This window comes from Flavobacterium sp. CAN_S2 (assembly GCF_015752255.1).
Classification (GTDB): Bacteria; Bacteroidota; Bacteroidia; order Flavobacteriales; family Flavobacteriaceae; genus Flavobacterium.
This window is the reverse complement of the sequence record NZ_JADOVA010000001.1, coordinates 491015-515283: the sequence shown is the minus strand read 5'-3', so window position 1 is coordinate 515283 and position 24269 is coordinate 491015. Positions and strand designations below refer to the sequence as shown.

The 24269-nt window shown below is 34.3% G+C and carries 15 protein-coding genes; 9 read left to right on the top strand and 6 right to left on the bottom strand.

The annotated features are described in order from the left end of the window. Nucleotides 1-136 precede the first annotated feature (136 nt). From rpoC to IWX80_RS02305, 3 genes are all read left to right on the top strand, one after another. Nucleotides 137-4450: a DNA-directed RNA polymerase subunit beta' gene (gene rpoC / locus IWX80_RS02315; RefSeq protein WP_196852007.1), complete on the top strand. Its 4314-nt coding sequence runs from the start codon at nt 137-139 to the stop codon at nt 4448-4450. Nucleotides 4451-4453: 3 nt separating this feature from the next. Further along, nucleotides 4454-4765 carry a DUF3467 domain-containing protein gene (locus tag IWX80_RS02310; RefSeq protein WP_073354716.1) on the top strand — a complete coding sequence of 104 codons (312 nt, stop codon included), beginning with the start codon at nt 4454-4456 and terminating at the stop codon, nt 4763-4765. A gap of 357 nt (nt 4766-5122) precedes the next feature. Then, nucleotides 5123-5482 carry a hypothetical protein gene (locus IWX80_RS02305; RefSeq protein ID WP_196852006.1) on the top strand — a complete coding sequence of 120 codons (360 nt, stop codon included), beginning with the start codon at nt 5123-5125 and terminating at the stop codon, nt 5480-5482. 131 nt (nt 5483-5613) lie between these two features. On the opposite strand, the gene IWX80_RS02300 is transcribed toward IWX80_RS02305, so the two are convergent. Together IWX80_RS02300 and IWX80_RS02295 are read right to left on the bottom strand one after the other, a co-directional pair. Then, the gene (locus IWX80_RS02300; protein WP_131908667.1) at nt 5614-7203 is read right to left on the bottom strand and encodes a peptide chain release factor 3; all 1590 of its coding nucleotides are present in this window, start codon (nt 7201-7203) and stop codon (nt 5614-5616) included. Nucleotides 7204-7391: 188 nt separating this feature from the next. Then, nucleotides 7392-8831 carry an alpha-amylase gene (locus tag IWX80_RS02295; protein WP_196852005.1) on the bottom strand — a complete coding sequence of 480 codons (1440 nt, stop codon included), beginning with the start codon at nt 8829-8831 and terminating at the stop codon, nt 7392-7394. A gap of 808 nt (nt 8832-9639) precedes the next feature. Between IWX80_RS02295 and IWX80_RS02290 the strand changes: the two genes are divergently transcribed. From IWX80_RS02290 to IWX80_RS02270, 5 genes are all read left to right on the top strand, one after another. Continuing rightward, nucleotides 9640-11049 carry a peptidylprolyl isomerase gene (locus tag IWX80_RS02290; protein WP_442899813.1) on the top strand — a complete coding sequence of 470 codons (1410 nt, stop codon included), beginning with the start codon at nt 9640-9642 and terminating at the stop codon, nt 11047-11049. 121 nt (nt 11050-11170) lie between these two features. Then, complete coding sequence (locus IWX80_RS02285) at nt 11171-12124, top strand: AAA family ATPase (protein WP_196852003.1); 954 nt, start codon at nt 11171-11173, stop codon at nt 12122-12124. 330 nt (nt 12125-12454) lie between these two features. Then, complete coding sequence (locus IWX80_RS02280; protein ID WP_196852002.1) at nt 12455-15226, top strand: bifunctional aconitate hydratase 2/2-methylisocitrate dehydratase; 2772 nt, start codon at nt 12455-12457, stop codon at nt 15224-15226. Between the two features lie 129 nt (nt 15227-15355). Then, complete coding sequence (locus tag IWX80_RS02275; RefSeq protein WP_196852001.1) at nt 15356-17623, top strand: aconitate hydratase; 2268 nt, start codon at nt 15356-15358, stop codon at nt 17621-17623. A gap of 716 nt (nt 17624-18339) precedes the next feature. After that, nucleotides 18340-19830: a LysM peptidoglycan-binding domain-containing protein gene (locus tag IWX80_RS02270; protein WP_196852000.1), complete on the top strand. Its 1491-nt coding sequence runs from the start codon at nt 18340-18342 to the stop codon at nt 19828-19830. Between the two features lie 67 nt (nt 19831-19897). On the opposite strand, the gene IWX80_RS02265 is transcribed toward IWX80_RS02270, so the two are convergent. The 4 genes from IWX80_RS02265 to IWX80_RS02250 all read right to left on the bottom strand — a co-directional run bounded on the left by IWX80_RS02265 (nt 19898) and on the right by IWX80_RS02250 (nt 23730). After that, nucleotides 19898-20407, bottom strand: coding sequence for a pyridoxamine 5'-phosphate oxidase family protein (locus IWX80_RS02265; protein WP_196851999.1), 510 nt, complete (start codon nt 20405-20407; stop codon nt 19898-19900). A 191-nt stretch (nt 20408-20598) separates the two neighbouring features. Further along, entirely contained in the window at nt 20599-21060 is a 462-nt protein-coding gene (locus IWX80_RS02260) for a VOC family protein (RefSeq protein ID WP_196851998.1), read from the bottom strand. A gap of 64 nt (nt 21061-21124) precedes the next feature. After that, nucleotides 21125-22177 (bottom strand): glycosyltransferase family 9 protein, encoded by a 1053-nt coding sequence (locus tag IWX80_RS02255; protein ID WP_196851997.1) that lies wholly within the window; start codon nt 22175-22177, stop codon nt 21125-21127. 230 nt (nt 22178-22407) lie between these two features. Continuing rightward, on the bottom strand, nt 22408-23730 hold the full coding sequence (locus IWX80_RS02250; RefSeq protein ID WP_196851996.1) for a serine hydrolase domain-containing protein: 1323 nt from the start codon (nt 23728-23730) through the stop codon (nt 22408-22410). A gap of 259 nt (nt 23731-23989) precedes the next feature. On the opposite strand from IWX80_RS02250, the gene IWX80_RS02245 reads away from it, so the two are divergent. Beyond that, nucleotides 23990-24217, top strand: a complete 228-nt coding sequence (locus IWX80_RS02245) for a CDGSH iron-sulfur domain-containing protein (protein ID WP_132065763.1) — start codon at nt 23990-23992, stop codon at nt 24215-24217. Nucleotides 24218-24269: the final 52 nt, after the last annotated feature.

The window sequence follows — 24269 nt, the reverse complement described above, 5'->3', positions numbered from 1 at the left end:
CCGAGGTAATCTTTTAGTCGCAAGTCAAATGTCATAAAGTTTTAAAGTCTCGTATGACTTTCGACCTTAGACTTTCAAACTTTCGACTTAGATGAGAATCAATTTTTTAATTGCAAATAAATCAATAGTAAAAACTATGATGAATAATAGAAATAATAACAATAAAGATAAAAACCCTGTAAAAAGGTTTAATAAAATCTCAATCGGACTTGCTTCTCCTGAATCTATCTTGAAAGAGTCAAGAGGTGAAGTGTTGAAACCTGAAACTATCAACTACAGAACGCACAAACCAGAGCGTGATGGTCTTTTCTGCGAACGTATTTTCGGACCAGTAAAAGATTTTGAATGTGCTTGTGGTAAATATAAAAGAATACGTTACAAAGGAATCATCTGTGACCGTTGTGGTGTTGAAGTTACAGAGAAAAAAGTACGTAGAGACAGAGTAGGTCACATCAATCTTGTTGTGCCAATTGCTCATATCTGGTATTTCCGTTCTCTTCCTAACAAAATTGGTTATATCCTTGGTCTTCCATCTAAGAAATTAGATATGATTATATACTACGAAAGATACGTAGTTATCCAGGCTGGTATTGCTAAAAATGCAGAAGGTGAATCTTTGCAAAGACTTGACTTTTTGACAGAAGAAGAATATTTAAATATTTTAGATACACTTCCTGCTGACAATCAGTATCTTGATGATTTTGATCCTAATAAATTTGTTGCCAAAATGGGAGCTGAATGTATTATGGATTTATTAGCAAGAATAGATCTTGATGCATTGTCTTACCAATTAAGACATAATGCTAACAATGAAACGTCTAAACAACGTAAAACCGAAGCATTAAAAAGATTACAAGTTGTTGAATCTTTCCGTGAGTCTAACTTGAACCGTGAGAATCGTCCGGAATGGATGATCATGAAAGTGGTACCAGTCATTCCACCAGAATTACGTCCGCTTGTGCCACTTGATGGAGGTCGTTTTGCAACTTCAGATTTAAATGATTTATACCGTCGTGTAATTATACGTAACAACCGTTTGAAAAGATTAATGGAGATTAAAGCTCCAGAAGTTATCTTAAGAAACGAAAAACGTATGTTGCAGGAATCTGTAGATTCACTTTTCGATAATACTCGTAAAGCATCTGCAGTAAAAACAGAATCAAACAGACCATTAAAATCATTATCAGATTCCCTTAAAGGTAAACAAGGACGTTTCCGTCAAAATTTACTTGGAAAACGTGTGGATTATTCTGCTCGTTCGGTAATTGTTGTTGGACCTGAATTGAAATTGTCTGAGTGTGGTATCCCTAAAGATATGGCAGCAGAATTATACAAACCTTTCGTTATCCGAAAATTGATAGAAAGAGGAATTGTAAAAACTGTAAAATCAGCTAAGAAAATAATTGATAAGAAAGAGCCTGTAGTTTGGGATATCCTTGAAAATGTAATTAAAGGTCACCCAATATTACTGAATCGTGCTCCTACTTTGCACAGATTAGGTATTCAAGCATTCCAACCAAAATTAATTGAAGGAAAAGCAATCCAATTGCACCCTTTAGTTTGTACGGCATTTAATGCGGATTTTGATGGGGATCAAATGGCAGTTCACTTGCCTTTAGGACCAGAAGCTATTTTGGAAGCGCAACTATTAATGTTGGGTTCACACAATATTCTGAATCCTGCAAATGGAGCACCAATCACGGTACCTTCTCAGGATATGGTTTTGGGTCTATACTATATGACCAAAGAACGTTTATCAACTCCTGAGCTTAAAATTTTAGGAGAAGGAATCACTTTTTATTCTGCTGAAGAAGTAAATATTGCTTTGAATGAAGGTAGATTAGAATTGAATGCTTCTGTGAAAATTAGAGCAAAACATTTTAATGAAGCAGGTGACTTAGTGTACCAAATCATTAAAACTACTGCTGGTCGTGTATTATTTAATGAAGTAGTACCGGAAGCAGCTGGATATATCAATGATGTATTGACTAAGAAAAACCTTAGAGATATTATCGGACACGTTTTAAGCGCGACTGATGTACCTACAACTGCGGCTTTCTTGGATAACATGAAAGACATGGGTTACAAATTTGCCTTCAAAGGTGGATTGTCATTCTCTCTTGGTGATATTAGAATTCCAGATCAAAAACCAAAATTAATAGCAGACGCCAGAGAACAAGTTCAAGGTATTTCTGCGAATTATAACATGGGTCTTATTACCAATAACGAACGTTACAACCAAGTTATTGATGTTTGGACTTCAGCAAATGCTCAATTGACAGAGTTAGCAATGAAAAACATTAGAGAAGACCAACAAGGTTTCAACTCAGTGTATATGATGCTTGACTCTGGAGCGAGGGGTTCCAAAGAACAAATTCGTCAGTTAACTGGTATGCGTGGTTTGATGGCTAAGCCTAAAAAATCGACTGCTGGTGGTGGTGAAATTATTGAAAACCCGATTCTTTCTAACTTTAAAGAAGGTCTTTCTATCCTTGAGTACTTTATTTCTACTCACGGTGCGCGTAAAGGTCTTGCGGATACGGCTTTGAAAACGGCCGATGCAGGATATTTAACAAGAAGATTGCATGATGTATCTCAAGATGTTATCGTTAATATCGATGATTGTGGTACACTTAGAGGTGTTGAAGTATCAGCATTGAAAAAGAATGAGGAGATAGTTGAAACTTTAGGTGAAAGAATTTTAGGGCGTGTAGCTTTACAAGACTTAATCAATCCTTTGACTAGTGAAGTTTTAGTGAAATCTGGTGAGCAAATCACAGAAGTTATAATGAAAGCAATTGATGCTTCTCCTATCGAGAAAGTTGAAGTTCGTTCTCCATTAACTTGTGAAGCGTTAAAAGGTATTTGTGCAAAATGTTACGGTAGAAATTTAGCTACTGGTAAAATGACACAAAGAGGTGAAGCAGTTGGTGTAATTGCAGCACAATCTATTGGAGAGCCAGGAACACAGTTGACATTACGTACATTCCACGTAGGTGGGGTTGCGGGTGGTATTTCTGAAGAATCTAGTATCATTACTAAATTTAACGGTAAACTGGAAATTGAAGATTTAAAAACGGTTAAAGGAGAAGACAGTGATGGTAATGCAGTTGATATTGTAGTATCTCGTTCAACTGAATTGAAATTAATCGATGAAAGAACAGGTATCTTATTGAGTACTAACAATATTCCTTACGGTTCAAGTATCTTTGTTAAAGACGGTCAATCTGTTGTAAAAGGAGATGTGATTTGTAAATGGGATCCATATAATGGAGTTATCGTTTCTGAATTTACCGGTAAAATTGCTTACGAAGAATTAGAACAAGGTCAATCTTTCATGGTTGAAATTGATGAGCAAACTGGTTTCCAAGAAAAAGTAATTTCTGAATCTAGATCTAAAAAATTAATTCCAACTTTATTGGTTTACGGTAAAGACAATGAATTGATTCGTTCTTATAACTTACCAGTTGGAGCCCACTTGATGGTTGAAAACGGGGAGAAAATTAAAGCAGGTAAAGTATTGGTGAAAATTCCGCGTCGTTCTTCTAAATCAGGAGATATTACAGGAGGCTTACCTAGAATTACAGAGTTGTTAGAAGCTCGTAATCCTTCAAACCCAGCTGTTGTTTCTGAAATTGATGGTGTTGTATCTTTTGGAAAAATCAAAAGAGGAAACCGTGAGATTGTTATCGAATCTAAATTTGGTGACATTAGAAAATACTTGGTTAAATTATCAAGCCAAATTCTAGTTCAAGAAAATGACTTCGTAAGAGCAGGTGTACCTTTATCTGATGGTGCAATTACTCCGGATGATATTTTAAGAATCCAAGGGCCAGCTGCTGTTCAACAGTATTTGGTTAATGAAATTCAAGAAGTATACCGTTTACAAGGGGTAAAAATTAACGACAAACACTTTGAGGTAGTAATACGTCAAATGATGCGTAAAGTAAGAGTTCAGGATCCAGGTGATACTTTATTCTTAGAAGATCAATTGATTCACACTAAAGATTTCATCGTTCAAAACGATAAATTATACGGTATGAAAGTGGTTGAGGATGCTGGAGATTCTAGTGCATTAAAAGAAGGACAAATTATTACGCCTCGTGAGTTGCGTGATGAAAATTCTTTATTGAAACGTACAGATAAAAATCTTGTTGTGGCTCGTGATGTTGTTACTGCAACAGCAACACCAGTTTTACAAGGTATTACAAGAGCATCACTTCAAACGAAATCGTTTATCTCTGCTGCATCTTTCCAAGAAACTACTAAAGTATTGAATGAAGCTGCTGTTGCAGGTAAAATCGATTACTTAGAAGGATTGAAAGAAAATGTAATTGTTGGACATAGAATCCCAGCCGGAACAGGTATGAGAGAATATGACAATACAATTGTAGGTTCGAAAGAAGATTACAATGATATGATGGCTAACAAAGAGGAATATATTTACTAAGATATGAGTAATTCTAATCAACAACAAGAACAGATTAATATTGAGTTAGACGAAAAAATTGCTGAAGGAATTTATTCCAATTTGGCAATAATAAATCACTCTTCATCAGAATTTGTTTTAGATTTTGTAAGCATCATGCCTGGTATTCCTAAAGCTAAAGTGAAATCAAGAATTGTCTTGACGCCGCAACATGCTAAAAGATTGCTAAAAGCAATAGGAGAAAATATTCATCGTTTTGAAGTCGCTCATGGCGAAATAAAAGACACTGAACAAGCACCAATTCCGCTTAATTTTGGTCCTGCGGGACAAGCATAATACTCTTAAAAGGCTCCAGAAATGGAGCCTTTTTTATTTATAAGTTATTATTCAATAAGAGGAGTTGCTATTAGTTTCCAACTTTTTTAAATTTGACATACCCGTGATTGAAATGATTTCAGGTTTTTGCTTTGTTATCACCTGAGCATTAGCAATATCTTACTACTTTAAGTTAACGTGTTTATTGCATGCGCTAACATTAACTCATTATTAAATCTAGGTTGTTTATAACAATTTTGTGCTTTAAACGAGTATTCTGGTCCTTTATCGAAAATATTTTTCGTCCGTTTATAAATGATATACTTTCGCTCTCGAGATAGAGAAATGTTTTCTGTCTATTATAAAAAACGAATTGTTATGAAATATTTTTCTTTAAAAGCAAGTAAAAAAGTCATGTTGAATGGCTTCCTAATGGTTGCTTTTATTTTAGTATCTAATACTGCTGTTTTTGCTCAAACTACAAAAAATGTAGCTGATCTAAATACAATTGAGGTTAATACTAACACTAAAAAAGATAATGTTTCTACAGTTTCATCTTCAAATAGTATGAACTTCGTATTATGGTTTATGGGTTCTAAGCAAGATCCAAACACTACAATATCTACAGAAGGAACTAATACTAAAAAACAAGTTATTACTTCAGGTACAGCGCCAAATCGTTTACTAATCAAAGCTTTTTTGAAAAAAGCAGTAAACTTGGAAAGTATGGTTGCTTAAGCCAAAAATCATTTTTATAAGACATAAAAAAAACGCTAATTTTTAAATTAGCGTTTTTTTTTTTAATGTATTTTTCACTTTGATTTCTGGATTACATATTGTCATCCAGAAATCATTTTTTAACTGAAATATTACTCAAATTCCGATGTAAAGAATAGTTTTACGTTTGGATATTTATTTTGTGTCATTTGAATTGTAAAATCAGAATCAGCTAGGAATACTAATTGTCCGTATTTATCATGTGCCAAGAATTTTTGCTTGATTCTCCTAAATTCTTTGAATTCCTCACTTTTTGGATCATTAGGTTTTACCCAACATGCTTTGTGTACCGGGAAATTTTCATACGTACATTTTGCACCATATTCATGCTCTAAACGATATTGGATAACCTCGTATTGAAGCGCTCCAACTGTTCCGATGATTTTTCGGTTATTCATTTCTAGAGTAAATAGCTGCGCTACACCTTCGTCCATTAACTGATCAATTCCTTTGTCCAATTGTTTGGCTTTCATTGGATCAGCGTTGTTAATATATCGGAAGTGTTCAGGAGAGAAACTTGGAATTCCTTTGAAACTCATGATTTCTCCTTCGGTTAACGTATCACCAATTTTGAAATTTCCGGTATCATGTAAACCAACAATATCACCAGGATACGAGATATCTACAATTTCTTTCTTTTCAGCAAAGAAAGCATTAGGACTGGAAAATTTTAAATTCTTCTTCTGACGAACGTGATAATACGGTTTGTTTCTTTCGAAAGTTCCAGAAACAATTTTTATAAAAGCCAGGCGGTCTCTATGCTTTGGATCCATATTGGCATGGATTTTAAAAACAAATCCTGTCATTTTCTCTTCTTTTGGATCTACTAATCGCGTTTCTGAATCTTTAGGTCTTGGTGACGGAGCAATTTCAACAAAACAATCCAATAATTCTCTAACCCCAAAATTATTCAATGCGGAACCAAAAAATACAGGTTGTAGTTTTCCGTCCAAATAATCCTGACGATCAAATTTAGGATAAACTTCGTCTATCAATTCTAATTCTTCACGCAATCTGTCAGCCGGTTTTTGACCGATAATTTTCTCTAATTCGGGATTTTGAACATCAGAGAAAGCAATTGTTTCTTCAATATTTTTACGGCTATCGCCACTAAATAAGTTGATGTTTTGTTCCCAAAGATTATAAATTCCCTGAAAATCATAACCCATTCCAATTGGAAAACTTAATGGAGTTACCGTTAAACCTAGTTTTTGTTCTACTTCATCCATCAAGTCAAAAGCATCTTTTCCTTCTCGGTCTAATTTATTGATGAATACGATTATAGGAATTTTTCGCAATCTACAAACAGCCACTAATTTTTCCGTTTGTTCCTCAACACCTTTAGCGACATCAATTACAACAATAACGCTGTCAACAGCAGTTAAAGTCCTAAAAGTGTCCTCGGCAAAATCCTTGTGTCCAGGAGTATCAAGAATATTTATTTTTTTATCTTTATAATTGAATGCTAAAACCGAAGTAGAAACCGAAATTCCTCTCTGGCGTTCAATTTCCATAAAGTCACTGGTAGCACCTTTTTTGATTTTATTATTCTTTACAGCACCTGCCTCTTGAATCGCACCACCAAAAAGGAGGAGTTTCTCAGTAAGTGTTGTTTTTCCGGCATCAGGATGTGAGATAATCCCGAAGGTTCTTCTGCGTTGTATTTCTTCTAAAAAGCCCATATTTGTATAAATAGTTTGCAAAAGTACTATTTATAAATGCCAATTAAAAAAATAGTATCCGCTAATTGGAGTAGGTGGGTTTTGAAGTTGCAATTCATGTGATTTTGATTTAATAAAAAATGGAGACAATTTAATAAGTTATAAAAAAGAAGGCTGTCTGAAAAGACAGCCTTGAGGGTATTGTTATGTTACATATTAATCGACCAAATTGAATAGCCGTTTGGCGGACATTGAATTTTAACCCATTTATCCCCTTGGGTTGTTGGTAGCCAAGTCGAATTTCCAGTAAAGTCTTTGATTTGTGCGTTTGTCCAATTCGTTTGAATCCATCTTTCTTGCCATGTGGATGAATTGTTAATGTAAACTACCAAACCAGGATTGCCGTTGTATCCGTTTCTGCGTGCGATATATTCGTCAGTGTCAGTAAATAAAATCGAGGTGTTTCCAGTAGCTTTGTTATTATGAATCCAGATTAAATTGTTCATCTTTGTTTTGTTCAACCATTCCTCATAATCACGATAAAAAATGGTTGGATATCCTTCATGTGTTAAGATGTAAGCGTAAGCAAGCTCTTTTTTCCAAATTTCGTCGGTGTCATGGTTGGCAACGAATGTAACCGCTTTGTAAGGATTTCTTTTCCACATCATGTCATCATTCAAAATATTTAGATTATTTCCGTCGAAAGCATCATTCATTTTGTAATAACAGGCGAAATCAAAAACAGAACTATTGGCATTATTCGCCCAGTCGTTTAGTAGGTTTACGTTAGAATCCCATAATTCACCAACAGAAAAACCACCAACATTTGCATTCCAATCTTTAATCACCCACGGAGCAAAACCTTTCACATAATCAAATCTCCAGCCATCAAATTTCATGGTATTTTTATAATATTTACCTACTCCGTCTGCTCTTTTCCAAAGCCAGTCTTGTACATTAGGAACGACATGCGCTAAATCCGGAAATCCTCCAAAGGCTCCTTCGTCATTATTTCCATAAGAGTTTTTATAAAAATCAGCACTCGTTCTCGGGAATTTGCCAGAAGCGACACCGGTAAAATTAGTATAGGTTTGTGTTCCTGTAAATGGATTGCTTTCTAATTGTCCGCCGCTGTTGTGGTTTAGGACCATATCAGCATAAACCTGCATGTTCTCTGTATGTACTTTTGTAATTAGACTCTCTAATTCTGTACGAGAACCAAATCGGGTTTCTATTGTGCCATTTTGATTGTAGTTTCCAAAATCAAAATAATCGGTAGGATCATACCCCATAGAAAATGGTCCGTTTTGAGCTTTTGAAACTGGAGGAAGCCAGATAGAACCAATTCCAGCATTTGACCAAGCGGTGATTTTTGCATTTACAGTATTCCACCAAGTTCCACCTGCTGGCACATCCCAATAAAAAGCCTGCATCATCACACCACCACCAGGATTTGCAACGTATCTGCCTGTTGTGTTTGATTGTTTTCCTGTGCTGAACGGACGTCCATCGTGATTTGTAACATTAATCACTTTGAATTGCGCAGCGGCTTCTGTCGAATTGGTTACGAGATCATCATTTGAATTACACGAGTACAAGCCAACGAGTAAAGCGGATAATAAACAAATTTTAAAATTTTGTTTTTTCATAAAGTAGGTAATTTTGGTTAATTAATAGATTTTGGGCGATATTAATATTATTGAAATGATTGGTTGCTGTTTTTTCTTTTGATTTAAATTTTAAAATTATTTAAAAACGTATTTTATTAAAATCAAAATAAATAGTATAAAAAAATAATATAAATTTATTTTTGAACTAGTATTTTGTATAAAAAAGCAACTTTTTAGCTAATTTATACAAATTCTTACACGATACGCATCAGATTTTTTTTAATGAACCACGAAAACGTTGTAGTGTTCACAACTTTTGAAATAGAGAGCTAAAAATGAGTATTTTAATAATTGTGTTTTTGATTTTCTTACCTCAAAAATGAGAAGTTATTGGTAATTACAAGATTTTTTTGATGGAATGAAAAAGTACTATAATCATAAACACTGGTAGTTGATTATAGTTGCGAAATAAGAGAAAACAAGGATGATGATTATAATCACTATCGATTGAAGTAGATATAATCTGAATTTATATTATTTTTTAGTTGCTAACGTTCAGTTTCTTTATGGTTTACAAACGAAATCAACTGATACATAAATGCGTTTATAATTTTTTGTTAATAGTAGTTAGGAAACTTGTATTATGTAATTGAATTGCTATTTTTGTTCGTTTTAAATTTAAAGAATATTTAAGAATTGTATTGTAAAATTTCAATTCAGTTGTTGATTCTTAAAGTGTATATTTGCCAAAATTATTCTGGCACCTATCAAAAGGTTTAATAACAATAGAATAAGTACATTTTTACGACAAATACAAATTAGAATAATGCCAATAAATAAAATAGAAATGAAATCCATTAATAATAGAATTGCACTTACTTTTTTTCTTTTACTTTTTACAAGTGTTATAACAAGTGCACAAGAAATTATTAAGGACTCCGTGATTGTTCCAATCAAGAAAAACCAATCATCTGGTAAACAAAAAATTGATGGTGTAATTGCAACTGTTGGAGATTACATCATTTTAGATTCAGATATTGATAAGTCTTATCTTGAAATTTCAGCGGGAGGCGGATCTATAAAAGATATTACTAGATGCCAAATGTTGGGGAAATTATTAGAGGATAAATTATACGCGCATCAAGCTATTCAGGATAGTATTGTAGTAACAGATTCTGAGGTAAAAGGAATGTTAGAAGAGCGTTTGGCCTATATGGTAGGACAAATTGGTTCTTTGGAAAAAGTAGTGCAGTATTACAAAAAGGATTCTGAAGAAGAATTTAGAACCTATTTCTCTGATATTTTAAAAGAAGGAAAGTTAACTTCTGAAATGCAGAAGAAAATTGTTGATGAAGTAGAAATTACGCCGGAAGAGGTTCGTAATTATTTCAAAACAATTCCAAAAGAAGATCTTCCATTCTTTGGAGTGGAATTAGAAGTAGCGCAAATTGTTATTACCCCGAAAGTTTCGGAAGAAGATAAGAAAAAAGTTATTGATAAATTAAATGAGTTTAAAAAAGAAGTTGAGGAAGGCGCAAGTTTTTCTACAAAAGCAGTGTTATATACTCAAGATCCGGGATCAAAGTCAAATGGAGGTTACTACAAAATGACCCGTAAAACGCCTTTTATTAAAGAATTTAAGGAAGTAGCATTTAGCCTTCAAGAGGGAGAAATTTCTGCTCCATTTGAAACAATTTTTGGGTATCATATCATTTTAGTTGAAAAAATAAGAGGGCAAGAGAGGGAACTACGTCATATATTGTTGACACCCACAGTAACCGAACAGGCTTTAAAGGAAGCTAAAGAAATGATTACTTTAATCAAAAAAAGGATCGAGGATAAAGATATTACTTTTGCGGAAGCTGCCAGAACATTATCTGATGAAAAAGAAACAAGAGCAAATGGTGGTGCATTAATCAATCCACAAACTCAGGATACTCGTTTTGAATTGACTAAAATGGATCCTACTTTTTACAGTCAAGTTTCTAATTTGAAGGAAAATGAAATTTCAGCTCCAATCTTAGACCAAGGTGAAGAAGGAAAGAAAAAATTCAAATTAATTACCGTAACAAATAGAATCGATGAGCATGCAGCTGATTATGCAAAAGATTACATCAAGATCAAAGCATTGGCGCTTAAAAACAAACAAATTACAGCGATTGGAAAATGGTTTGATGAGAAAATAAAAGAAACGTATGTGAAAATTATTGGTGAATATAGAGATTGTACTTTTACCAACAATTGGCTTAAAAAATAGTCTTCTATTTTGCCCTTCACGGGATAGATTAGTAATAAAAAAGTTTTCGTTAAATAAAGAAAAAGAGTTAGTTTTATGATTTCATAATGCTAACTCTTTTTAATTTTAAAATACTTCATACATGTCAGACGTAGCAGCAATACATAATTTAGTTCAAAAAAGGAATGAGCTAAAAAAAGAAATCGCGAAAATCATTGTAGGTCAGGATGTTGTGGTAGATCAAATCTTGCTTTGTATTTTTTCCGGTGGTCATGCATTGTTAGTAGGTGTTCCCGGATTAGCCAAAACTTTGATGGTGAATACGCTGGCGCAAGCATTGGGTCTTGATTTCAAGAGAATTCAGTTTACGCCGGATTTAATGCCTTCGGATATTTTGGGAAGTGAAATTTTAGATGAAAGCCGTCAGTTTAAATTTATAAAAGGGCCTATTTTTTCGAATATTGTTCTGGCAGATGAAATCAATCGTACGCCGCCAAAAACGCAAGCTGCATTATTAGAAGCGATGCAGGAGCGTTCTGTTACTATTGCAGGAGAAAATTATAAATTAGACTTGCCTTATTTTGTTTTGGCTACACAAAATCCAATTGAACAGGAAGGCACATATCCTTTGCCCGAAGCACAATTAGACCGATTTATGTTCGCCATAAAATTAGAATATCCTTCTTTTGCAGAAGAAGTTCAAGTGGTTAAACAAACTACTTCGGATATAAAAAATACGATAAATCCATTATTCACCGCTCAGGAAATAATAGATTTTCAACATCTTATTCGCCGAATTCCTGTGGCGGATAATGTTATAGAATATGCTGTTACATTAGTCAGTAAAACTCGTCCGGATAATCCTTTGTCAAATGAGTTTGTGAAAAATTATCTTGATTGGGGTGCGGGACCAAGAGCATCGCAAAATTTGATTTTAGCGGCTAAAGCCAATGCAGCTTTTAATGGAAAATTTTCTCCTGATATTGAAGATGTCAAAGCGGTTGCGACAGGGATTTTACGTCATCGAATTATTAAAAATTACAAAGCCGATGCCGAAGGAATTACAGAAGAAATGATTATTGCCAAGTTGGTATAACCGTTTTTTTGGTGCTCTAAACTTGATTTTTGACAGTTACTACAACGTTTTCTTAGTTCTGAGGGTTTTTCTAATTTGATAATCGTTAGAATATAATTAATTAATTAGGGATTAATCAATTTAGTGTTAAATTTTTTAAAATTTATTAATTTTAAGGGGTAAAAATCAGTATTTAGTAATAATATCATTTCAAAAAACCCCATCTATTAAATTTTTTCAAATATCATCCTAAAGAGCTAAATTTGCGTCGTGAATAAAAATACAGCTATTATGGTCTGTAATTTTGAGTAAGTTAAAATAATTAGCCTTTAACATTGAAAACAATTTACTATGAACATTTATAACGATTATCTAAAGGAAATCGAAGACAGAAAAACTCAGGGACTTAACCCAAAGCCAATTGATAGCGCTGATTTACTAAGCGAAATCATCACTCAAATTAAGGATTCAAATAACGCAAATCGCGAAGATTCAATTTCGTTTTTTATTTATAATACGGTTCCTGGGACAACACCTGCAGCTGCTGTCAAAGCATCTTTTTTGAAGGAGATTGTTCTTGGTGAAACAGTGGTAAATGAAATTACGCCAGCATTTGCATTAGAGTTGTTATCACACATGAAAGGTGGGCCGTCAATCAAAGTTTTGCTTGACTTAGCTTTAGGAAATGACATTGCAATTGCTAAATCGGCAGCAGAAGTTTTAAAAACACAAGTCTATCTTTATGAGGCTGATACTGATCGCTTAGAAGCGGCATTTAAAAGCGGTAATGAGATTGCAAAAGATATTCTAGTGAGTTACGCTAAGGCGGAATTCTTTACGAAGCTGCCAGAGGTAGTTGAGGAAATTAAGGTTGTTACTTATGTTGCTGGTGAAGGAGATATTTCAACAGATTTACTTTCTCCGGGTAACCAAGCGCATTCACGTTCAGATCGTGAGCTACATGGAAAATGTTTGATTTCTCCTGAAGCTCAAGATGAAATTAAAGCACTTCAAGCGCAACATCCGGACAAAAGTGTGATGTTGATTGCCGAAAAAGGAACTATGGGTGTAGGTTCTTCAAGAATGTCAGGAGTGAATAATGTGGCTCTTTGGACAGGTAGAAAAGCAAGTCCTTATGTTCCATTCATAAACATAGCTCCAATTGTTGCTGGAACTAATGGTATTTCCCCAATTTTCCTTACTACTGTTGATGTTACTGGTGGTATTGGTCTTGATCTTCAAAACTGGGTAAAGAAAACAGATGCAAATGGTGCTGTTCTGCGTAATGAAAACGGTGAGCCTATTCTAGAAGAAGTTTATTCTGTTGCAACTGGAACAGTGCTGACTATTAATACAAAAACAAAAAAACTTTACAACGGCGATAAAGAATTAATTGATATTTCTAAGGCATTTACGCCTCAAAAAATGGAATTTATTAAAGCTGGTGGGTCTTACGCTATTGTATTTGGAAAAAAATTACAAACTTTTGCATCAAAAACTTTAGGAATTGATATCGTACCGGTATTTGCTCCGTCAAAAGAAGTTTCTATTGATGGACAAGGTCTTACGGCAGTAGAAAAAATATTCAATAAAAACGCAGTTGGTTCAACTCCAGGTAAAGTTTTACATGCAGGTTCTGATGTGCGCGTTACGGTAAATATTGTAGGTTCGCAAGATACGACTGGTTTGATGACTTCTCAGGAATTAGAGTCTATGGCTGCTACTGTGATTTCTCCAATTGTTGATGGTGCATATCAATCAGGTTGTCATACAGCATCAGTTTGGGATAATAAGTCTAAAGCAAACATTCCAAGATTGATGAAGTTCATGAATGATTTTGGTTTGATTACTGCTCGTGACCCTAAGGGGAACTACCACGCAATGACAGATGTAATCCACAAAGTTCTTAATGATATTACTGTTGATGAGTGGGCGATTATTATTGGCGGTGACTCTCATACAAGAATGTCAAAAGGAGTTGCTTTTGGAGCTGATTCAGGAACGGTGGCACTAGCACTAGCTACAGGTGAGGCTTCAATGCCAATTCCGGAGTCAGTAAAAGTTACCTTCAAAGGTGATATGAAAGAATATATGGATTTCCGTGATGTTGTTCATGCGACACAATCTCAAATGTTGAAGCAATTTGGTGGAGAGAATGTATTCCAAGGACGCATTATCGAGGTTCATTTAGGAACACTTACTGCTGATCAAGCCTTTACCTTTACAGATTGGACTGCAGAAATGAAAGCAAAAGCTTCTATTTGTATTTCTGAGGATGATACTTTAATCGAATCATTGGAGATTGCCAAAGGCAGAATCCAGATCATGATTGATAAAGGAATGGATAACGAGAAGCAAGTTTTAAAAGGATTAATCGCTATCGCTAATAATAGAATTGCAGCAATCCAATCAGGTGAAAAACCAGCTTTGACTCCTGATGCTAATGCAAAATATTTTGCTGAAGTTGTAATCGATTTAGATATCGTTTCTGAACCTATGATTGCAGATCCTGATGTAAATAATGCGGATGTTTCTAAGCGTTATACGCACGATACAATTAGACCACTTTCTTTTTATGGCGGTGTGAAAAAAGTAGATCTTGGTTTCGTTGGATCTTGTATGGTGCACAAAGGTGATTTGAAGATTCTTTCTCAAATGCTAAAAAACATAGATGAGCAATATGGTAAAGTAGAGTTTAAAGCACCGCTTGTCGTGGCGCCTCCTACGTATAATATTGTAGATGAACTTAAAGCTGAAGGAGACTGGGAAGTTTTACAAAAGTATTCTGGTTTCGAATTTGATGATAATGCTCCAAAAGGCGTGGCACGTACAGGATATGAAAATATTCTATATTTAGAGCGTCCAGGCTGTAATTTATGTATGGGTAACCAAGAAAAAGCAGCAAAAGGAGATACTGTAATGGCAACGTCTACGCGTCTTTTCCAAGGAAGAGTTGTTGAAGATACAGAAGGTAAAAAAGGAGAATCGTTACTTTCATCGACACCAGTTGTTGTGTTGTCTACAATTTTAGGAAGAACTCCAACAATTGAAGAATACAAAGCTGCGGTAAAAGGTATAAATCTAACGCAATTTGCACCATCTCATAAGTTATTGGTTAGATAATAACTAATTTATGTTAATTATATCAAAAAGCTTGAGTCTTTCAACAGACTCAGGCTTTTTTTATTTTAATAGCTCTTCCTTTTTTTGTACCTTGTGGTTCTAAAATATAATAACAGAAAATAATTAGATATGGCTTTTGATATTGAAATGATTAAAAAAGTGTATGACAACATGACTTCTCGTGTTGACAAAGCACGTGAAATAGTTGGCCGTCCGCTTACTTTAACAGAGAAAATATTGTACAATCACCTTTGGGATGGAATGCCGTCAAAGGCTTTTACAAGAAGTGCTGATTATGTAGATTTTGCTCCGGATAGAGTTGCTTGCCAAGATGCAACCGCTCAAATGGCATTGTTGCAATTCATGCATGCGGGTAAATCTAAAGTAGCGGTTCCTACAACAGTACACTGTGATCACTTGATTCAAGCTAAAGTTGATGCAGTAACTGATTTGGCCAGAGCAAAAACACAAAGCAATGAAGTGTTTGAATTTCTTTCTTCGGTATCTAACAAATACGGAATTGGTTTTTGGAAACCAGGAGCAGGAATTATTCACCAAGTAGTACTTGAAAATTATGCTTTTCCAGGTGGAATGATGATTGGTACCGATTCTCATACTGTAAATGCAGGTGGTTTAGGAATGGTAGCAATTGGTGTTGGTGGTGCTGATGCAGTTGATGTTATGTCAGGAATGGCTTGGGAATTAAAATTTCCTAAATTAATTGGAGTAAAATTAACTGGAAAACTTTCTGGTTGGACAGCTCCAAAAGACGTTATCCTTAAAGTAGCAGGAATTCTTACCGTAAAAGGTGGAACAGGCGCTATTGTTGAATATTTTGGCGAAGGAGCAACTTCAATGTCTTGTACTGGAAAAGGAACAATCTGTAATATGGGTGCCGAAATTGGTGCAACTACTTCTACATTTGGTTATGATGATTCTATGAGCCGTTATTTGCGTTCTACAAATAGAGCTGATGTTGCTGATGCAGCGGATAAAATTGCTCCATATTTAACAGGTGATGCGGAAGTTTATGCTAATCCAGAATTGTATTTTGATCAAGTTATCGAAATTAACTTAGACGAATTAGAGCCACATTTAAATGGACCTTATACACCGGATTTAGCAACTCCAATTTCTAAAATGAAAGAGGAAGCTATCAAAAACAACTGGCCTTTGAAAATTGAAGTAGGTTTGATTGGTTCATGTACCAATTCTTCTTACGAAGACATCGCTCGCGCAGCTTCAATAGCCAAACAAGTCACCGATAAAAAATTAAAATTAAAATCAAAATTCACAATCACTCCAGGTTCTGAGGTGGTTCGTTATACAATCGAGCGTGACGGTTTTATCGATACTTTCGATAAGATTGGTGCGACGGTATTTGCTAATGCATGCGGACCATGTATCGGAATGTGGGACAGAGAAGGAGCAGAAAAAGAAGAACGCAACACAATCGTTCACTCTTTCAACCGTAACTTCTCCAAACGTGCCGATGGAAATCCAAACACTTTGGCTTTCGTAGGTTCACCGGAATTGGTAACGGCTTTGGCAATTGCCGGAGATTTAAGTTTCAATCCGTTGACGGATACTTTAATAAACGAAGATGGTGAAGAAGTAATGTTAGAAGTGCCAACAGGCGACGAATTACCGAAAAACGGATTTGATGCGGAAGACCCGGGTTTTCAAGCACCGGCAGAAGATGGTTCAGGTGTTCAAATCGCGGTTAGTGAAACTTCAGAAAGATTACAATTATTAGCGCCATTCTTGCCTTGGGACGGAAAAAATATTACAGGAGCTAAATTATTGATTAAAGCTTTCGGAAAATGTACAACAGATCACATCTCTATGGCTGGACCATGGTTGCGTTTCCGTGGACATTTAGATAATATTTCTAATAATATGTTGATTGGTGCTATCAATGCATTCAACCAAAAACCAAATACAGTGAAAAATCAGTTGACGGGTACTTACGATGCAGTTCCTGCTGTAGCGCGTGCTTACAAAGCAGCTGGTGTTCCTTCAATTGTTGTGGGTGATCATAACTACGGAGAAGGATCTTCTCGTGAGCATGCAGCAATGGAGCCTCGTTTCTTAGGTGTGAAAGCGGTATTGGTAAAATCATTTGCTCGTATCCACGAAACAAACCTTAAAAAACAAGGTCTTTTAGGATTGACATTTGCTAATGAAGCGGATTACGAAAAAATTCAGGAAGATGATACCATCAACTTCACGGATTTAGTTGATTTTGCTCCAGGAAAACCATTAACATTAGAATTCGTTCACGCTGATGGAACCAAAGATGTTATCTTGGCAAACCATACCTATAACGAAGGACAAATTGGTTGGTTCGTTGCTGGTTCAGCATTAAACTTGATTGCTGCTGCTGGAAAAGCATAAGCATTTCAATACTATATTTCAAAAACTCTCAAGGAAACTTGGGAGTTTTTTTGTTTCAATTACACTTTATTTCTGGAGCTGTTTCCTGCTGTCCGTTTCAAGCTTTTTTGCACAATTGCTTTTTTCCAAGATAAAAAAGGAGCTTCTTTCAGTCGCTCTTTTTTCTCTGGAAAAATAGGCAATTCTGCTGCAAAAGGCTTTCCACTTTCATCAGGGCTATGTCAGCAAAACTAAAATTATTGGCTGATGTAGCAACAACGATAAGAGTGAATAATTTTTAAAAAAGCGTCAGATTTGCGGTAAAAATGTGTAGAAAAATCAAAAAAAAGAGTTGTTTGTGTTTAAACTACGTTAAAATTAAAAAAAAAGGAAGGTTTTTTGATATTATAGTTTAAATTAGCAAATAAGAAAAATAAAATTGTATTTGAGTTTTTTGATTATTAGTTAAATCAATTCTCTACCTATTTTTATTTTCTGCGCAACAATAGCATACAATTGTCTTGCGTTACTGTTTAAGTTGCTTTTGCAATCAAAACAAAAAATCAACAAAATAATAATTGCACAAATTAGTCTCTCTTTTATCAAAGAGATGAGAAATTTTTTTACAATTTTTTAAATGAAAATAGTAAAAGTGCAATCCTAAGCGAGATTTAATAATTATATCCCGAAATCGCTATGAAGAATACAATGGGGTAAGTAATTTGAAATAGATGAATATGACTTTTAGAGTAATAGTAACATTAGTTTTTTTAAATAGTATCGTTCTTTTTTCGCAAGAAAAAATCACAAAACACACTATAGTAAAAGGGGAAACAATATCGAGTATCGCTGAGAAATATGAAGTAAAACAAAGCGCTATTTTTAAATTAAATCCCAATGCCAAGAATCTTTTAAAACTCAATTCCGTTTTATTAATTCCTATTGCTTCCACAAAAAAGACTACAGAAAAAACTAAGATTGCAATAAATAATTCCGTTAAAGAACACGAAGTTCAAGCTAAAGAAACACTTTACGGAATTGCAAAACAATACGGAATTTCCGTTAAAGAATTAAACCAAGTCAATCCGACACTCGCTTCTTCAGAATTAAAAATTGGTCAAAAAATAAATATTCCAGCTAACGCTACCACCTCTGAAATAGCGACGATTGCACCCAAAAAACAAACGGAATCAAAAAACGAAGTGGCTGTTTTGCCTCAATCAACTGAATCGATATCCACCAAGTCAGATACATTTAGTTGGGAAGTTTTACCAAAAGAAACTAAATATTCCATCACAAGAAAATACGGAATTACAATTAAAGAATTTGATGAAGCCAATCCAGGAATAGGCGTAAAAGCACTTAGAGTTGGTCAAAAAATAAATATTCCAGCGGCTCCTTTGTCAGAAACGGTTTTAGCATCGCAAGAAAGTAAAGAGTTACCAGTGGTTTCTTCAAAAAATGCTACTTCATTGAAAACCATCACCCCAAAATCAGAAGAAGCTGTCGTTATACAAATTACTACAGATTTGTCAAAAACAGCAGTAAATCAGGTTTCTCAAAATGAAACTTCGTTAAATAATTCACCGCATCTGATTATCCGTGAAGTTTTGCCAAAAGAGACTAAATATTCCATTGCAAAACAATACGGAATTACCGTTAATGAATTAGAAAAGCAAAATCCAGAGGTTAAAAACGGACTTCCTGTAGGCTACAAATTAAATATTTTGGCGAATACCGTTCCTGCTGAAAGCGAAGTTGTAAGTACTGATGCTAGCAATAATACGGATATTCAAACTACTAAAATTGATTTTAATAACACTTTGAAACCAACTTTTAGTCATGATTTTTTAGATCAGTTGATAGAACGTGCTTCTGAAAATATTGGATCACGGTACCGTACCGGTGGAACCACAAAATCAGGATTTGATTGCTCAGGGCTTATGTGTACTACTTTTGGCGCATTTGATATTAAACTACCAAGAACATCTCGTGAACAATCTAGCATTGGAACTAAAATTAATACAGAAGAAGCTCAAAAAGGTGATTTAATTTTCTTTAAAACTAACGGTAGAAGCCAAATTAATCATGTTGGGATGGTCGTTGAAGTTTGTGAAGATGAAATTAAATTCATTCATTCATCAGTTAGCAACGGAGTCATAATATCATCAACCAAAGAGAAATATTATCGAAAAAACTTTTCTCAAATTAATAGAGTGCTACAATAATTTCTTAGAAAAAATAAAAATATTTATATTCAAAACGCTCCTTAATTGGGGCGTTTTTTTATGTGTTTTAGATTTTTATTTCACCTTCAGTACCACTTACATAATTAGTTCCTGTAGCAACTGAGGCCGCCATTTTTAGAAAGTTAATCATTTGGTTTCCATCAGTGTCCCAGAAGTATGCACTGCTTGGTTTTACTTTAATAAGTGAAATATTAGGGTCATTTTTACCTTCTTTAAACCATATATTTACAACGGGCGACCAAAGCTCTTCGATTTTTTCCTGATCGATAACTATTGATGCTTCACCATTTACAACCATGTAACTTCCTTTTCCGGGATGTGCAAAAAACAATTGAACACTAGAATCTTGCTCTATTTCTTTGTTTTTATCACTATTTTTTTCACTGAAAAACCAAATATTTCCTTCATCGCATACTTTTACAGCTCCCATAGGTCTGGTGGTTGCTCCATCATTCGTTTTGAGATTGGTACAAAAAAGACAAGTGTTGATTTCTTCAACCAGACTTTTTAGTTTATCTATTCCTTCAACTGTATGTTTGTTTGCTTGATCACTCATAATCCTACGTTTTATTTAGATTGTTAGACTCCGTAAATTCTTTTACAAAGTTGGCAAACAAAACAGTAAAAAGGATTACACAATTCAGAGTAAAAGTTTCATCTTTCACATATTGATGGCATAAGTAGCTGTTAATTTAATAATTACAACTTCCATGGGATTTAAATTAAAAGGTAAGTATTTGGAGTTGGTTATTTTTCAACACTGTTGATTTCAATCCAATATCCATCAGGATCCTGAATGTAGATTTGTTTGATTCCATCTGCTCGAACCGTAATCTTATCAAGTGTTCCAGGCCAGTCGGAATAGGTAATGTTGAGGTTTTGCAGCTTAGTGATTAAAGCATCAAAATTAGTGACTTTAAACGCCACATGAACCGCTTTGTTTATGGTAACGGATTCTTTTATGGTTGACACAAGATGTAATTCTTTTCCATCTCCCAATGAAATCCATCTAATTCCTTCTTTTTTGGTAAGGTTGGTGATTTCTGAAAACTTCAATACATTTTTATAAAAATCGACAGAACGATCCAGATCTTTCACTGAAATTGCCATGTGATCTAACTTCAAAGTAAAAGTTTCAGTGTTTTGTGACCAAAGTGTTCCCGTGCAAAAAAATGCAAATAGGAGCGGAAGTAGAAATTTTGTTTTCATGTTGCTGCGATTTGTTTTAATATTTTATTTCAAATGATAAATTTATAAATGCGATACTGATTAATTATCTTTTATGCAGCACGTTATTTATGGTTTGAATCCAATTTTCTTTGTTACCGATGTTCGTGTTTATAGCTGTGCTATTGTTATTGTACGGTCTGTACATGTTTATATTTGGACGCGAAAATAATCCTACTGTTGGAGTTAGTACAGAACTTGCCAAATGCATAATGCCGCTATCTGCGCCAATAAAAAGTTCAGTATTGGCAATGACCGCACCAATCTCACGGATGTCTTTGCTGTAAAAAGTGGTTGCTTTAAATCCTATTTGGGATATGTTTTCAACGGGTAAAACTTCGATAATATTATAATCAGAATATTCTATATTCAGTCTTTCATAGAATTCTTCCCACCAAGATTCTGAATAACATTTGTCAGAAGTCGCATAGGTAAATATGCAAATGGTCTTTTTGTCATTTTTAACCAGTTCTTTAACGATAGTATGGCCTTCAGCAATTTCTGAAGCACTCAATTTAAGGTCTAGTGACGGAACAGGATTTTCATTTTTTGGGAACCCCAATTTGGTCAAAAAACTTCTAAATTCGTACACGGGATATTTTGCAATATGCTCATAATCGGTGTGTTTCAATTGCATTTCCTCATCCAGTTCTCCAAAAAATTTATATTTGGCATCTGCAAATTGTGCCGATAATCGTCCAGAAGAGGAGTTTTTATCCACGTTGATGACAATGTCATATTTTTGCTTTTTAATTTTTACCCAAACCTTGAAATAGTCTACTAGATTTTTGAAAGGTTTTTTTGGAAGTTCAATGATGTAATTGATATTGGTGTAATTTTTAAAAACAATTGGAGCCAAACCTCCTTTTACAAACAAATCAATTTTACACTCAGGGAAAGTAGCAATTACATCCTGTACCAGTGGCGTTATAAGTAACAGATTCCCAAGTCTGTGATTGGGTCTGGAAATTAAAACCCTTTTGATTTCGATTTTTTGAGATAAATCGATTATTTGATTCTTTTGTGAATTCCCAATATTTTTAGTTAGGTTATGCGTTACAATTCTTCGGAATACATTTACTTTTTTTAAGATACTCATGCGTTTATAATAGAATTAAGAATTGATTTTTTGTTAAAAAATGAATCGGTGTACTATCGGAATGATATTTTGGTATTACAAAACAAGTTTTCCGTAACAGACAAATGTACAATTTAGATCGAAATAACGCTGTTTCTTGCCTTGAATATAATTTTTATGTTGTCAAGTGTAAAATAACCTGTTTTTAAATTTACTATTTGTGAATTATGATCAAGATTTTCTCTGCCGAATTATTTTTTTTTTGTCAGTGTGAATTTTCCGCCGCCTTGTTTCAAAATCATTTGCTTTTCATTTGGTTTGAATTCTAATTTTATTCCTGCCATTTTAAATTCAAAATTGTTTTTTTCAGTAGGTTCCAATGGAAAGGCAGATTGCCCTGTTGCCTGTGCAAAAAGTTTGGTGTCTTCTTTTGTAATGGTGATTTTCATCGGAAATCCAGCATCTGAATATTCTCCTAAATAAGGATCTAAATCTTCGCTTTTTAGTGTAATAGTTTTAAAAGTTGGAATTGTAAACGGTTTGTTGTTATACGCACTCAAAGCGGCAATCATGATATCATTATTGTCATAAGTTCTTCCGTTTGAGGTTAATGCAACAGCTAATTTGTCTTCTGGGAAATACGACAATGATGATCTGAATTCATCAATACCTCCAGTATGACCAAAACTTTTCTTCTCATAAAACGGATATTGGAAAATCCCCATTCCGTAGTTGTCTTGTAAAGTTGTCATTTGCTTAAGACTGCTTTCTGAAATTATGGCATTGGCGAAAAGCTTTTCAATAAATAGCACCAAATCCTGTGGATTAGAAACCACTGCGCCAGCTCCCATTGGGATTAACATATCCGTTTCCAGTTCTTTTTTCCATTTTTCAGAAAATGAATAGGAATTACTTTCGTTGTTTTGAATGTTAATTTTGCTTCCTACATAGGTGTTTTTTAAGCCTAATGGTTTTACAATTTTATCGTTAAAAATGGTTTTATATGGCTTTTTATAGGTTTTTTCAAGAATATAACTCAATAAAACATAATTGGAATTGCTGTAATCGGCTTTGCTGTTGGGTTCAAAAATACTTTTTCCTTTTGCAATGATTTCCACCATTTCTTTTTCAGATTTTGGTTGGGTGTTGTAGTTCATGTATTCCGGAGCACTAGTAAAATTATAAATACCGCTTCGGTGGTTTAGTAGATTACCAACGGTTATTTTATTGGCGTTTTCGATCGTTGGGAAAAAAGTTTCAATGGTTTGATTCAACGATAATTTTTTCTCTTCAATCGCTTTAAATATTAATGCTGAAGTAAACATTTTTGAAATCGATCCCACACGGTATTTGGATAAATTACTCGCTTTTTTATTGCTTTCTATGTCATCCATTCCAATGGATTTCGAATAAAGTAGCGTTCCGTTTTGTGATACGGCAATGCTTCCCATGAATTTATCTTTCGCTTCCAAAATCTGAAATAAACTATCTAGTTTGGCGACGTTCATTTTTTGAGCGTAGCTTGTTCCAACTAGGAATCCTAAAAATAAGGTGATTGCGATTTTCTTTGTCATGAGAGTTTGATTAATGAATTGATTTAAAGTTCTAAAAATAGTCAATTATTTGTTTAGTAGATTGATTATTTGATGCTGATTGTTGGTTCAGAAAAGAGTGTATTTCTGGAAAGTCTTACCCAATCAAACTTCCTCGGTATCGAGTTACATAAAATAGAATTAATGTAAATTACGTTTTGGAATCATAAAAAAGAGCATCAAAGCAAAATGGTCCTGAAATATTTTGCAATCTTTGAACTCTAAAAAATTAAAAAGCATTATGAGTAAGACAAAACTAACAATCAATCGCAATGGATCTATAAAAATAGAAGGCGATTTTGAAATAACAGACTGTGAAGGAAAAACATACGGATTAGAAGGAAGAACGGCTCTAGGTCTTTGCCGTTGCGGATTATCCGTAAACAAACCTTTTTGTGATGGTTCCCACCGCAATGGTTTTGAGCATGAATCAGCTGCATTTGACTTGCCACCAGTGAAAACAAAGTAATATCGTTTCCTGATTCGATTAAATAAAAAAAGCTACATTCCTAAAGATGTAG